This is a genomic window from Helicobacter pylori NQ4053, assembly GCF_000274605.1.
Taxonomy (GTDB): domain Bacteria; phylum Campylobacterota; class Campylobacteria; order Campylobacterales; family Helicobacteraceae; genus Helicobacter; species Helicobacter pylori_CV.
The window spans coordinates 174,997-188,030 of the sequence record NZ_AKNV01000004.1; the positions used below are offsets into that span (position 1 = coordinate 174,997).

13 protein-coding genes, 2 tRNA genes and 3 pseudogenes are annotated in these 13,034 nt (G+C 40.1%); 2 read left to right on the forward strand and 16 right to left on the reverse strand.

The genetic code is table 11. The features are described from left to right. Positions 1 to 24: 24 nt before the first annotated feature. The 3 genes from AYS37_RS03985 to AYS37_RS03995 are packed head-to-tail and all read right to left on the reverse strand — an operon-like array spanning position 25 to position 2,619. Complete coding sequence (locus tag AYS37_RS03985; protein ID WP_000242349.1) at positions 25 to 792, reverse strand: ABC transporter ATP-binding protein; 768 nt, start codon at positions 790 to 792, stop codon at positions 25 to 27. Beyond that, complete coding sequence (locus AYS37_RS03990) at positions 792 to 1,772, reverse strand: FecCD family ABC transporter permease (RefSeq protein ID WP_000921461.1); 981 nt, start codon at positions 1,770 to 1,772, stop codon at positions 792 to 794. The genes AYS37_RS03985 and AYS37_RS03990 overlap by 1 nt, the downstream gene beginning before the upstream one ends. Further along, complete coding sequence (locus tag AYS37_RS03995; protein ID WP_000538087.1) at positions 1,765 to 2,619, reverse strand: SDR family oxidoreductase; 855 nt, start codon at positions 2,617 to 2,619, stop codon at positions 1,765 to 1,767. The genes AYS37_RS03990 and AYS37_RS03995 overlap by 8 nt, the downstream gene beginning before the upstream one ends. A gap of 139 nt (positions 2,620 to 2,758) precedes the next feature. Here AYS37_RS03995 and AYS37_RS04000 point away from each other — a divergent pair, with 139 nt between their 5' ends. Beyond that, on the forward strand, positions 2,759 to 3,283 hold the full coding sequence (locus tag AYS37_RS04000) for an acyl-CoA thioesterase (RefSeq protein WP_001135635.1): 525 nt from the start codon (positions 2,759 to 2,761) through the stop codon (positions 3,281 to 3,283). Between the two features lie 104 nt (positions 3,284 to 3,387). On the opposite strand, the pseudogene AYS37_RS04005 reads toward AYS37_RS04000, so the two are convergent. The 7 genes and pseudogenes from AYS37_RS04005 to AYS37_RS04040 all read right to left on the reverse strand — a co-directional run bounded on the left by AYS37_RS04005 (position 3,388) and on the right by AYS37_RS04040 (position 8,272). After that, positions 3,388 to 3,659: pseudogene (locus tag AYS37_RS04005) on the reverse strand (HP0892 family type II toxin-antitoxin system mRNA interferase toxin). A gap of 13 nt (positions 3,660 to 3,672) precedes the next feature. Then, on the reverse strand, positions 3,673 to 3,963 hold the full coding sequence (locus AYS37_RS04010) for a type II toxin-antitoxin system antitoxin (protein WP_001134049.1): 291 nt from the start codon (positions 3,961 to 3,963) through the stop codon (positions 3,673 to 3,675). Between the two features lie 170 nt (positions 3,964 to 4,133). Beyond that, a pseudogene (vapD, locus tag AYS37_RS04015) lies at positions 4,134 to 4,419 on the reverse strand (endoribonuclease VapD). Next, positions 4,400 to 4,789: a type II toxin-antitoxin system HP0895 family antitoxin gene (locus AYS37_RS04020; protein WP_001134160.1), complete on the reverse strand. Its 390-nt coding sequence runs from the start codon at positions 4,787 to 4,789 to the stop codon at positions 4,400 to 4,402. Before AYS37_RS04020 ends, vapD begins: the two are co-directional and overlap by 20 nt. 675 nt (positions 4,790 to 5,464) lie before the next feature. Further along, on the reverse strand, positions 5,465 to 7,699 hold the full coding sequence (babA, locus tag AYS37_RS04030; protein ID WP_000716298.1) for a Hop family adhesin BabA: 2,235 nt from the start codon (positions 7,697 to 7,699) through the stop codon (positions 5,465 to 5,467). A gap of 399 nt (positions 7,700 to 8,098) precedes the next feature. Next, positions 8,099 to 8,175, reverse strand: a tRNA-Met gene (locus AYS37_RS04035). A 22-nt stretch (positions 8,176 to 8,197) separates the two neighbouring features. Beyond that, a tRNA-Gln gene (locus AYS37_RS04040) sits at positions 8,198 to 8,272 on the reverse strand. A gap of 71 nt (positions 8,273 to 8,343) precedes the next feature. On the opposite strand from AYS37_RS04040, the gene AYS37_RS08765 reads away from it, so the two are divergent. Next, positions 8,344 to 8,868: a hypothetical protein gene (locus AYS37_RS08765; protein ID WP_000427296.1), complete on the forward strand. Its 525-nt coding sequence runs from the start codon at positions 8,344 to 8,346 to the stop codon at positions 8,866 to 8,868. 226 nt (positions 8,869 to 9,094) lie between these two features. Here the strand turns inward: AYS37_RS08765 and hypD are convergent, their stop codons facing one another. The 6 genes and pseudogenes from hypD to AYS37_RS04075 form a co-directional block, all read right to left on the reverse strand. Then, positions 9,095 to 10,207 (reverse strand): hydrogenase formation protein HypD, encoded by a 1,113-nt coding sequence (gene hypD / locus AYS37_RS04050; protein ID WP_000109751.1) that lies wholly within the window; start codon positions 10,205 to 10,207, stop codon positions 9,095 to 9,097. Positions 10,208 to 10,212: 5 nt separating this feature from the next. Then, positions 10,213 to 10,446 (reverse strand): HypC/HybG/HupF family hydrogenase formation chaperone, encoded by a 234-nt coding sequence (locus AYS37_RS04055; RefSeq protein ID WP_000335462.1) that lies wholly within the window; start codon positions 10,444 to 10,446, stop codon positions 10,213 to 10,215. Next, positions 10,446 to 11,174 carry a hydrogenase nickel incorporation protein HypB gene (gene hypB / locus AYS37_RS04060; RefSeq protein WP_000003589.1) on the reverse strand — a complete coding sequence of 243 codons (729 nt, stop codon included), beginning with the start codon at positions 11,172 to 11,174 and terminating at the stop codon, positions 10,446 to 10,448. Before hypB ends, AYS37_RS04055 begins: the two co-directional genes overlap by 1 nt. Positions 11,175 to 11,286: 112 nt before the next feature. Further along, positions 11,287 to 11,415 carry a hypothetical protein gene (locus AYS37_RS08895; protein ID WP_000973846.1) on the reverse strand — a complete coding sequence of 43 codons (129 nt, stop codon included), beginning with the start codon at positions 11,413 to 11,415 and terminating at the stop codon, positions 11,287 to 11,289. Between the two features lie 10 nt (positions 11,416 to 11,425). After that, positions 11,426 to 11,725 carry a cupin domain-containing protein gene (locus AYS37_RS04070; RefSeq protein ID WP_000454247.1) on the reverse strand — a complete coding sequence of 100 codons (300 nt, stop codon included), beginning with the start codon at positions 11,723 to 11,725 and terminating at the stop codon, positions 11,426 to 11,428. Positions 11,726 to 11,822: 97 nt separating this feature from the next. Then, positions 11,823 to 13,023 (reverse strand): annotated as a pseudogene (locus AYS37_RS04075) (acetate kinase). Positions 13,024 to 13,034 lie beyond the last annotated feature (11 nt).

Below are 13,034 nucleotides of genomic sequence, written 5' to 3' on the forward strand. Positions count from 1 at the left end.
GAAATCTTACAAAACATTTAACCCCTACAACGCATACACGACAAGCTTATTATCATGCCAGATCGCTTCTAAGGGCGTGTCATAAAGCGCGCTTAAATTGTGTGAAGTCATAGCGATTGGCGTGGAAGCTTGCAAAAAAAGTTTTTTATCTTTGAGCATGACCACATGCGTGGAGTGCCTGGCAACCAAATTCGGGTCATGGATATTGACTAAAACGCTCAATTCTCGTTTTTTCATCTCATCTTTAATCGCATCAAAAAAAAGGGCTTGGTTTTTTAAATCTAAAGCGCTCGTAGGCTCATCTAATAACAATAAGGGCGTTCTTTGCAACAAGCTTCTGGCTAAAAGCACCATTTGCCTTTGACCCCCGGACAAATCGTTAATGCCTTGATCTTTTAAGGACTCTAAATCCAAGCGCTCTAAAACGCTAGTCGCTTCTTTAATGTGCTTGGCTTTAGGCATAGCGAACAGATTCAAATGCGTCGCTTTCCCCATTAAAACAAAATCCAACACGCTGAAATTGAACGCATAATATTCCACTTGGGGGATATAAGCGATCAATTTGGCTTTTTCATAAGGCTTTAAGGGTAAAATATCTTTGTTACACGCTTTAATTTCGGTTTCTTCTAAAGGCTTCAAAAGCCCTAAAAGGCATTTTAAAAGCGTGGTTTTACCCGATCCATTAGGCGCTAATATACTGGTAATGCTGTTTTTTGGCACGCTAAAACTCAATTTATCCAAAATGAGTTTTTGAGAATATTTAAAGGATAGGTTTTTAACTTCTAAGACCATCACACCCCCCTAGTCCTGAATAAAAGCCATAAGAAGAAAGGCGCTCCTAAAACGCTTGTCGCAATGCCTACCGGTAAATCATAGGGGGTAATGGTTTTAGCCACCACATCCGCTAAAAGCAAGAAAAACGCTCCCATTAACAAAGAGCTTAAAAGCAGTTTTTGTAAATTCGCCCCAAAAAACAACCTAGCCACATGCGGAATGACCAACCCAATCCAGCCGATCGTGCCGGACACGCTCACCGCTAAAGCGCTCGCAACGCTCACGCACACCAAACAAAGCGATCGCAACAGCACCGGATTAATCCCCAAACTCAAACTTTGTGCATCGCTCAAGCTCAATAAATTGATGCGCCACCTTAACAAAAAGAGCGGGATAAAGCCCAAAGATAGCCCTATGAAAGCGATCAAGCAATCCTTATAACTGCTCAAAGACAAGCTCCCTAAAAGCCACACGACAATCGCTTGCGCTTTTTGGGGGATCACAAAGAATTTGATCGCTCCGGCTAAAGCGCTTAAAAACGCGCTCAACACCACCCCTGAAAGCACCAACGAAAGGACGGAATTGCCTAAAACCCTATTCATCGCCAAAACAGCAAGGCTGGCCAAAATCGCCCCAAAAAACGCTAAAATCGCAATGTTAGACTCCACTACCGCTATCGCCATCGCCACGCCTAGCATCGCCCCGCTAGAAATCCCTAATAAAAAGGGATCCACTAAGGGGTTTCTAAAAATCGTTTGCATCACCACCCCACTCCCGGACAAACTCGCCCCCACTAAAAGCGCTAAAATCACTCGTGGTAATCGTATTTCTAAAATAATAACACTTAAAGAGCTCAGTTCTTCATTGTGCAAAAAGTGGTTTTTCACATTAAGGCACACTTCTTGCCATTCTTCCAAACTCAAGGACTCCCCTCCAAACAACAGCACCACCACCGCTAAAATCACGCAAGCTAATGCAATATGATAGGTTTTAAGCATCACGCTTCCTTTTAAGAACGATTAATCTGAACAAAGAATCATACCAACTACTCGGGAGGATTTGATACAACGCCAACAACAATTGGGTTTTTAAGCCGATCAAATAGCGAGCCTTGATTTTTTGACTCATGCTAAGAAAAACGATTTTTTGCGCCACGGCTTTAGGGCTTAGGGCGTTTTGATACACGCCAGAATAAAAGCTTTTAGCCGCATTCACTTCTAACGCATAAAGGCTATCTTCGCTCTCAAAATTCTCAACTGAAAAAGCGGTTTTTTCCCAATTGCTTTTCACTGGGCCTGGCTCAATCAAACACACTTGAACGTTAAAGGGTTTAAGCTCTAAACGCAAGGCATCGCTATAAGCCTCTAAGGCATGCTTACTCGCGCTGTAATGGCCTAAAAAGAGCATGCTCACACGCCCTGCTATGGAAGAAAGGTTAAAAATCTTAGAATGGGGCTTGTTTTTTAATAAGGGCAAACAAAGTTGCACCACTTCACAAAGGGCGAAAAAATTCACGCCAAATTGCTTTTTAACCTCTTCAATAGGCGTGTCTTCTACGCTCCCAAACACCCCATAACCAGCAGAATTGATCAAAACATCGCAATGATCTTCTTTAGCGCTGATGTTTAAAAACACTTCTTTTAAAGCGTTAGAATCGCTCACATCAATATCAACGCTCTCGCACAACGCATGGTTTAACGCTACGCACAAAGTCGCATGCCTAGAGAGCGCATAGACCTTATAGCCTTGATCTAACAGCATTAACGCGCACTCTAACCCAATCCCAGAACTCGCCCCAGTGATAACCGCCACCTTTTGGCTTTCTTTTTTCTCTCCAACGCCCATTATTTAACGCCAACCCTCTTATTATTTTTATAATTCCTCTAATATTCACTTAATATTACTTAATTTTGACTAATATATAGTTCTTGGAATGTTTTTTACAAAAGACATTTTTAACACCAATTTTAATCAAGGAGAAACAATGCCTCAAATACAATCATCGCATTCTAGCCATTTTGATTTTACTATAGACACAGCGGATCGCACTAAATTATTGATGAGCTATTTAGTCGTGCCTACAACCGCTAATTTCAACAATGTCATGCATGGGGGGGAATTATTGAGTTTGTTGGATAAAGTGGCTTATGTGTGTTCGACTCGTTATTGCGCTAAAGGAACGGTCACTTTAAGCGTGGATGGGGTTACTTTTAAATACCCCATTCCTGTAGGGAATTTGCTCACTTTTTTAGCCAGCATCAATTACGTGGGCAACACCTCGTGCGAAGTGGGGATTAAGGTTTTGAGCGAAGATATTAAAACTCGTGAAATCACGCACACCAATTCATGCTATTTCACGATGGTGGCTGTAGAAAATGGCAAACCCACCCCCATGCCTAAATACGAGCCTAAAACAGAGGTTGAAATCCGCCGCTATGAAGGGGCTTTGAAGCGTAAAGAAATGCGCACACGAGGGTATTTAAAAAGCGGCAAACACGAGAATATTTAAAAAATAAAAAAGCGTGATCGGTGTTTTACCCCTGAATTTTATCCCTAAAAAGGGGTAGTTGGTTTGAGCGGTTAGTTTAAGCGTTATTAAGTTGTGTGGGTGGGTTAAAACAGCTCGCTATGACTGCCTAACCTTAACAAAAAGAGGGTGTTTTTTGGTTTTTTAATTTGATAGACAAGCAATAAATCCGGTTTTAGGTGCATTCCCTAAAATCTTTTAAAGTGCCTTTGAGTGGGTGGTCTTTGTATTTGGGAGCTAGGGGTTGCTCTGTGGCTAAATTTCCAACCACTTTATACAAAAGCTTTAAATCAAACCCGTTTTTAACAAGAATTTTAAGATCCTTATCAAATTTTTTACTGGTTTCAATTGTCAGCATTTTTAAATCTTATTTACAAGTTTTCACAATGTTTTTTAAAATCCTCTATGCTTTTAAAACAAAAGTGGTTCTTTGTATCTTTAGCCCTTGCTAAGATTTCTCGCTCTTCTTCTATGGTGTATCCGTTTTCGGTTAAATGGAGTGCTTTAAATTGGAGCGCTTTTTTGATTCTTTGTTTTTGAGCTTGGATTTCCTTCAATTTTTCTAACGCTCTTTTTTGTTTGGTCTTGATAGAATTTAAAAAGTTAAAAAGCTGTTTTTCGCTGTATTGGGTGTAGTCTTTTTCTGCGGTGGTGTTAGGCATGCTTATTCCTTTTTTAAAAATATCAGCTCATTATAGCACAAGCGATTTGGTTTAAGCATTATAAGGGGTTTGGGTGGATTAAAACAACTCGCTATGACTGCCTAGTCTTACTAAAAAAGCGTTGCTTTCCACTCCATAAGTGCCAAAAATTTTAAAAATTTGGCTAAACACTAGGATTTCACAATCTCAGTAAAATCGCTAAAGTCCTCTACCTTAAACGCTCTAATATCCCTAACAGACTTTTTAAACCACTCAATTTGAGAAAGTTTATTGATCGCTTTATAGACTTGCACTAGAGTGTTTTCTTTAGAATAATTAACATAAACGCTCCCTTGAGTGTTTTCAAACCCTAATAGCTCTAATTCTTGCCTTAAATCATCATAGGCTTTATTGTAGGGTTCTTCCGTATTCTTTTTTTAAAATCTCAATCTTTAAATCAAACGCTAGAGCATATATTTTCAAAACCTTTACCATTTTCTCTTTTTAACTCGTTTGTAAGATCATCTAAACTATCAATTTGAGTGAGATTAACCCCATTTAACGCATCTCTCATGGCTTGTTGCGTTTGAATGTTTGGGATCTTGCGCCCCAAACAACAATCTCTTTTATCATCAAAAGCTTGGCTGATTTTTTGCAAGAGTTCATTTAATGCGTCTATTTTATCCTTAAAGTTTTGATCCCTTTTTTCCAATTCTTTAGCCATTTTTTCTTTAAAAGAAACTCTATCATTTTGCATCTTTTTGATTTTTTGCTCTAATTGATGGATTAAATTAAAAAGCTGTTTTTCGCTGTATTGGGTGTAATCTTTGTTGGTGGTGTTTGGCATATTTATTCCTTTTAAAATATAAGATCAGTTCATTATAGCACAAGCGATAGAGTGGGATAAACTAGAAATCAAAACTTAAAGATTGAAAAGCGGATTGGGAAGTTAATGAAAAAATTAAAGATCAAAAGATTAAAAAGAAGCGGATTGAAAAATCAGTGAAAAGATTAAAAGATCTTTTAAGTAAAAAATTTTAAAAAGTTTAAAAGAATAAAAGTTCTGTGAGTGAAAAATAATCGTTTTAGATTTGATTTTATAATAAACTCATTTTATTGAGTTTTATTTTATTAAAGAGATAGGAAGCATTTGAAATCATTCTCCCCCTTTTAACCCTACTAAATCCCCCTAAAGAACGCTTTTTTAAAAACCTTAACTTAGCGTCAAGTTTTCTACTAAATAATCACTAAAAACGCTAAAAAGGATTTTTCATCAAAATCCCCAAAAAACTCAAAGATTAAAAAGCGAAAGCAGTGGGGATCAGCAAAAAGAAAAAGATCAAACCCCCCAAAAAAAGAAAGTTTAAAAAAGAAATCCCTTAAAAAAGAGAATTTAAAAAGAAACCCATTAAAAAGAGAATTCAAAAACAAAGGCTTCAAAAAATTAAACCCCTCCAAAACAAAGGGTTTAAAAAGAAACCCCTTAAAAAGGGAGTTTCACAAAGGGGTTTAATGCGAGCTTTTAGTAAGCGAACACGTAATTCAAATACACGCTATAGAGTCTGCGGTATTTGAGTTCGGCCCCCATGAAGGAATAGTAGTTCGTGTTAATGGTGGGGATTTTAAGCCCTAACTCAATCCCATGCTGAGCCACATGATCGCTGCCTTTTTTCTTAGATCTGGCTAAATTCATCCTCACTCCCATGTTGAATAAGAATTGGAAATTCGCCACATTCAGTTTAGCGTTATAGACATTATTCACGGTGGCTAAATTCACATACTCAGAATTAAGCCATGAAGTGCCGGCTAACGCAATGCCTCCAAAAAGCCCCACAGAAAGCTTGTTGTTTTTGCCTAAGAAATTGGTGGCTTTATCGTTGATGAAGTTATAGAGGGCGTCCGCTCCAAAGCCATAAGTCCACACATCAGAAGCTGAGTTGAAAAAGCTGGATTTAATAAACGCATGGTTGTAATCAAAAAAGCCGTAGTATCTTGCGCCCCACTTTCTTTTTTGGCCAAAAAATTGTTTGTAGCCCACTTGAATACCGATCCCATTCATCGCGCCGTTGTTGGTTTGAGAGCTGACGATGCCCACTTTCCTAAAGGGGTTACGCCCTAACTCTTGGTTGATGGTTTGGATTTGGTTGTAAGAATTTTGATTCAAGTAGTAGTTGGTTTCTATGCCTTGCGGGCTATAGGGGTTATTCTTTTTGCTCACCGCATTTTGCAAGCTTTGCGCGTTAGGGATGCTAGAGAGCGCAGTAGTGATGCTGTTATAGGTGTTGCCCAATTCGCTGTATCTGGATTTGAAATTCACCAAAGTGTCAGCGATGTTTTCGGCTTGCTGTATCTGCTGTTCTTGAGTGCCAAAATGAGCGATGCTGTTGGTTAAATTCGTTATGGTTTCTTGCACATACGCGCAACCGGAAGCGAAAGTTTGAGTGGTAACTGTGCCAGGAGCTGAACCTTGTGTGCCACTAGTGCCAGCTGTTGAGGGGTTGTTGCATGTGGCTAAAAAGCCTGTAACAAAATTTTTAAAATTCCCGCTAAGATTTTCTGGGTTAATGGCTTGCCCCACTTGATGGGATAAATCAAGCATTTTGGCTTGCGCGCTAGCGTTAGCGAGCATGCCTTGCGCAAAGCTAGCGTCTGTGAAAGGGTTGAAAGGCTTGCCATTATTACCACCCACTTGAGCGGATTGTTCATTGCTGTTAATAACGCTCGTTTGATTGACAAGCTCTTGCGCGTCCGTGATCATCTTTTGGATCGCGCTGATCTCTTGTGAAAAAGCACCGCATATTTTCCCAGTAGTAGTAGAGAATTTTGGGGCATTAGCCTCATTACTATTATTAGCATGGAAATACGGGCATGCTTCGTTGATGGTGTTGATGAGCGTGCTCGCTTGCGCTAAGAGCGCTTGAGCGCTATCAGGCACACCCTCTAATTTGTTAGTGATTTTGGTGTAGGAGACATGTAATGTGTTACCACTCGCTGTGCTATCAACCACTTTTGAACTGATCGTGGTGGTTACGCTTTTGCCGTCTATGGTTTGGGTTTTAGTCGCGGTTCTGTTATTTTGTTGGTTCGCTCCTGTTGCTTCGGGACTGCAGTTGTTATTCCCCTCCCCTGAGCATGTGTAAGTATAGGTTACATCAACCTTTCCGTTGTTTTCTTTGAGCGCTGGCAAGCCTTTTTTTAAAGCCGTTTGGAGGATTTGGTAGGCTTCGTTAAGTTTTTTGAAATTCTCAATGCTCATAGGACCGTAGTATCCAGGCGTATACCCGTTCAAAGAACAGGTGATGGAAGTGGATTGATACCCTGGCTCGTTGTTGAAGATGGTGGTTGAAGAGGTGCTTTTTTGACCATTGGCGTTACCCCCGCATTGCGTCACATAGCCTAAGACATTCCAAAACCCTACCGCCGCATTGATCGCTAAAAGCACGGCTTGATACGCCGGGGAGTTGGTTTTATCGCCGATCAAATTCTTCGCGCTCGCGCCCAGATTTTCACGCGCCGCATTGATCGCGCTCGGATCAGAGGCCAATTGGATGAAGGTGTTTAATTTGCTGTATCTGGTTAAAAGCTTGCTCAAGTTTTCATAGTTGTCTGAAAGCTGTTGGATGCCTTTGGTGTTTGACACCATTTGAGCGGCTTCACCGATTTGATAGCCCGCACTCATGTAAAAGCCGTCGTCTTCAGCGCTCAAAGTGGAAACCAAAAGCGAGCCTAAAGTTAATGAAAGGATGTGTTTTTTCATGTTTCTCCTTTTAAATTGAATTGTAGTATTAGGGATTTCATACATTCATTAGAATGTATTTAAGGCATTATAGCATAAAAGCGTTTTTTTTTGTCATTTTGGAAAAATGTTGTCCTTTTTTTGATTTTGGCGCTTTTTATTTCATTTGGTGGTGTTAAAATTCATTTTCTTCATTTGAAATTCGTTTTCTTCATTTGAAATTCGCTTTTTTTAAGGGGATAGGGGGGTATTTTGAAATAACTCTCCCCCTACAACCCCCAATTAAATCCCCCTAACCCAAGAAGACCGCTTTTTATAAGCTATCGCTTGATTAAAATCAAGCTCTTTTATTATTTATCTTAAAAATGCTAAAGCATTTTTTAAATTCTATTAAACAAAGTTAAATTTAAAAAAAGGGATTGGTTGCGGAGAATGGATTTGAACCACTGACCTTTGGGTTATGAGCCCAACGAGCTACCGGACTGCTCTACTCCGCGACACGCTAACAAAGGAAAAAAATGGCTGGGGTGCAAGGATTCGAACCTCGGAATGCCAGGACCAAAACCTGGTGCCTTACCGCTTGGCGACACCCCAACAAATAAAATAAAGAAAGCATTATACAAAAGCTTTTTAAAAAAGTCAAGCTAAAACGCTATAATTTCATCATGGAAAATGGATTTAACCCTCTCATTTATGAACGCTATTTGAAAAAGAAAGAAACTTTTTTGCTGTTTAAAAGAATCGCTCAAATGTCTGCGTTTAAAAATCTAAAGCTCCAGCTCAAGCGAAGAGAGGTGATCAATCGTTATGTCGCTGGAATTTTAGGGGATTTAAAGAAAGGGTTTAGATACGCTAAAATTGAACATCAAATCCTAAAAATCTATTTCACGCACCCGAGTTTCTTGAAAGCCTTTGAAACAGAAAAAGACCACTACACCAACCGCCTGAAAGCCCATTTTTTAGAAACGCAAAAAACCCTAAAAGCTTTGAATTACCCTTTTGATTTTAAAATAATCCAAGCGAGCGTTAAGAAAAGGGCGTATCACAAACCGGTTGTCAAAAAAGAAAAACCCCCTAAAAAACCGGTTAGCATCAATGTCAATTGCGAGGGTTTGAGCGATTTCACTAAAAAGCAATTTTTAAAGCTCAAACGCGCTTGTAACGATAATACGCCGCGCACGCCCCCTTGAGAGCTGACCATGCAACTGCCGATCGGGTTTTGTGGGGTGCAAGTTGTGGCGAATAGTGAGCAATCTAGGGGCTTAGAGCAATTTTTGAAACTCAAACGCGCTTGTAACGATAATACGCCGCGCACGCCCCCTTGAGAGCTGACCATGCAACTGCCGATCGGGTTTTGTGGGGTGCAAGTTGTGGCGAATAATGAGCAATCTAGGGGCTTAGAGCAATTTTTGAAACTCAAACGCGCTTGTAACGATAATACGCCGCGCACGCCCCCTCAGAGCTGACCATGCAACTGCCGATCGGGTTTTGCGGGGTGCAAGTTGTAGCGAATAGCGAGCAGTCCAAAGGCTTAGCGATGCCTTTTAAAATTTCCCCACACTTGCATGCCTTGTTTTCTTTAGAGGTTTTGTGGCTTAAGTATGCTTTAAAGACTTTTTCAGCGTCATAAGAAGCGAACGCTTCTTTAAGCTTGAGAGCGGAATGTTTGATATTCCCTAAGCCTCTCCATTCAAAATTTTCCCTAACTTCCATGCATGCGTTCACTAACGCTTGCGCTTTTGTATTCCCCTCAAAACTCACCGCTCTTTTGTATTGGATCTCTAGCTTGGCTTCTTTGTTTAAGGCTTGTTTAAGAAGCATCAGCACGCTTTCTAGTATATCCACCGGCTCAAAACCGCTCACAATAATAGGGAGTTTAAAGCGATCCACTAAAGGAGTATAGATTTGAGCGCCGCTGATCACGCTCACATGGCTAGGGGCTAAAAGGGCGTTAATTTGGCATGCTGGATCTTTTAAAATCGTGCTCACGCTGGGAGGCACTAGAATGTGGTTGATGTGGAAAAAAAGATTTTTTAATTTTTCTTTTTTGGCGTTCAGTAAAACGCTCGCTGTCATCGGCGTGGTGGTTTCAAAACCGATCGCAATGTAAATGACTTTTTTATGCGGGTTTTCTTTAGCGATCTCTAAAGCTTGCATGGGCGAATACAAAAAGCGCGCATCTAGCCCCTTTTCTCTAGCTTGTATCAAACTCCCATAGCTCCCGGGGACTCTCATCATATCCCCTAAACTCAAAACAATGCTATCTTTCATGCTAGCGAGTTCATAAGCTTCATCAAGGCGCGCTCTTGGCATCACGCATACCGGGCAGCCTGGCCCATGCACAAACTCTAAATTGTTAGGCATCAAATCCAAAAGCCCGTATTTCATGAGAGAATGCGTATGCCCTCCGCACACTTCCATGATGACTAATTTTTTTTCAAGTTTAAAAGCGAGTTTTTTGATTGCATTAGAGAGCGCTAAAATGGTTTGCTTGTCCCTAAAGGGCGAAATGAGGTGATCAACGCTCATTGTTATTATTGCGTTTCGTTCATTTTGGCGATCATTTCTTGGTAAAGCTCAATGGATTCTAGGGCTTCTTTTTCATCAATCTTACTCATCACATAGCCAATGTGGAGTAACACATAATCGCCCACTTTAACGGACTCGCCCATTAAATCCAAGCTCGCCTCTCTTTGAACGCCCAAAGTTTCCAAAAGCGCCACATTATCGTTAATGGCTATGACTTTAGAGGGGATCGCTAAACACATTAAAACGAATGCGTGGATTGGTAATTTTCACGCTTTTTTTCTAAAAGGAAGTTTTTAAAATCTTCCAAGCTTTTAGGGTCTTTAGAACTCATTAAAAAAATAGGCGCTTCAGGCTTTAATTTTTGCATGTCTTCTTTGACTTGAGAAACCCTGAAATTAAACACTTCAATCATATCCGCTTTACTGATGATCACCGCATCAGCGCACATGAACATCGTAGGGTATTTTAGCACCTTATCATCGCCCTCTGGCACGGAGAGTAAAACGATATTCATCGCCGCCCCTAGATTATAGCTTGAGGGGCAAACCAGATTCCCCACATTTTCAATGATTAAAAAATCGCTTTTTTCTAACGCTCCCTCATCTTTTAATAAATCAAACGCCCCTTCAATCATGCTCGCTTCCAAATGGCACGCTTCGCCGGTGGTGATTTGGTGCGCGCTCACGCCTTTTTTACGCAACCTGTCCGCATCTCTATTGGTTTGCAAATCGCCCTCCACCACGCAAAACTTAAAGTCTTTAAAATCCGCTAGATTTTCTAGCATCGTGGTTTTACCGCTACCGGGAGAGCTCATGAAATTCAGCACATACAGCCCTTCTTTTAAATAGCGTTCTTTCATTTCAGCGGCTTTAATGTCGTTCTTACTCAAAATTTTTTCTACGATTTTGACATCTTTTTTACTCAAATTAGGGTTATTTTGTAAAGATTCTTTTCGTTGTTCGCTCATGCTTGTTCCTTTCTTTTAAAATTTTCGTATTGTAGCGTGCTTAATTAAACGACTATGATTCAATAACTTCTTTTATCCTCTTGGCTCATCTTTTTAGATCAAAAACGCACTTTTACCCTAACCCCTTATCGTCGCTGTCGTTTTTATCTTTTAACACTAATTTAATGATTCTCCAGATGATGATTAACAAAATGATCGTTAAAAGCAAATACCAAACATTGATAAAAACGGCTTTCATCATTGGATTTTCCTTATTTTTTACTCAAAGATAGCCTTATAACGCTATTTTCTAAAGCGTCCAAACGATGCAAAACTTGGGCTTCTAGGCTGATTAACGCTCCCTTAGGCATTTCTATTTTTTCATTTTCTACCTCAAAAATGATTTTGCCCTCTAAAACCTGCACGCTAATCGCTCCTGGGGCCTTGTGTTTGTCTATGATCGCTCCTTTGGGCATGCAAATGCGAATTTCTTTAGTCAAAGAATTTTCACTCAGCGCTTCAATATGAAGTTTCTCAAAACAAACGCCCTCTAAAAAATGAACCACTTCCATCAAAAACTCCTAGTGTGATATTTTCTTAATTTAGAACTTAATTTAAGAAAGCTAATTTTTTACCCAAAAATTTCTTATAGATTTCTTAAACAATTCTTTATTCTGTTTTTTCCAAAACCTTTTTGGTTTGCAAAGCGATTTCTAATTCTTCGTCAGTAGGGATTCGTAAAATTTGAACTTTAGTATTAGGCTGGCTTAAATTCACCAACCCATTGCCCGGATTATCATTAGTGGGCTTACATAAAGCGATCCCTAAATTTTCTAAGCCTTCACACACGCTCTCTCTTAAAGCCGAGTAGTTTTCCCCTAATCCCCCTGTAAAGAGGATCGCATCTACTTTTTTTAAGACTGCCATGTAAGCTCCGATATACTTTTTAATGCGATAAGCGCACATTTCAAAAGCGAGCTTGGCTTGTTTATCGCCTTTTTCCTTTCTGGCTTCTATGTTTCTCATTATCCCCACAAATGCCTTTCAAACCGCTTTCATGATTTAAAATTTTTATCACTTCTTCTAAGCTCTTATCAGCGCATTGCGCGATGTATTCCACCACAGTGGGATCAATATCCCCACACCTTGTGCTCATAATCAAGCCTTCTAAAGGGGTTAGCCCCATAGAAGTGTCCACGCTCTTGCCATTTTGAATGGCGGTCGCGCTTGAGCCGTTCCCTAAATGCAAACTGATCGCATTAAATCCCTCATAAGCGATATTCAAAAACTTCGCCGCTTCTTTAGCCACATAATGGTGTGAAGTCCCATGGAAACCATAGCGCCGGATTTGATACTTTTCATACAATTCATAAGGCAACGCATACATGTAAGCGTAACTGGGCATGCTAGCATGGAATGCGGTGTCAAAAACAGCGATTTGAGGGATGTGGGGGTGCGCTTTTTGAACGAACTCAATACCGGCTAAATTCGCCGGGTTGTGTAAGGGGGCTAAAATAGAAAGATTGCCAATTTCTTGCATGACTTTTTCATCCACTAACACCGGGGCATGGAATTTATCCCCCCCTTGAACCACACGATGCCCTATAGCGTCAATTTGATTGAAATCTTTGATGATCCCCATTTTCGTTAAATTCTCACGAATCATTAAAAGCCCGCTCGCATGATCTTTAATCACAAGCTTTTCTTTTAATTCTTGATCGTTATGGTGCAAATGCGATTTGATTTTCAACTGCCCTATTTCTTCGCCGATTTTTTCAGCCAAACCGCTCGCTAAGGGCTTGTTCTCTTTCATGTCAAACAACTTAAACTTAATAGACGAACTGCCCAGATTCAAAACTAAAATTTCCATCATTTCTCCTA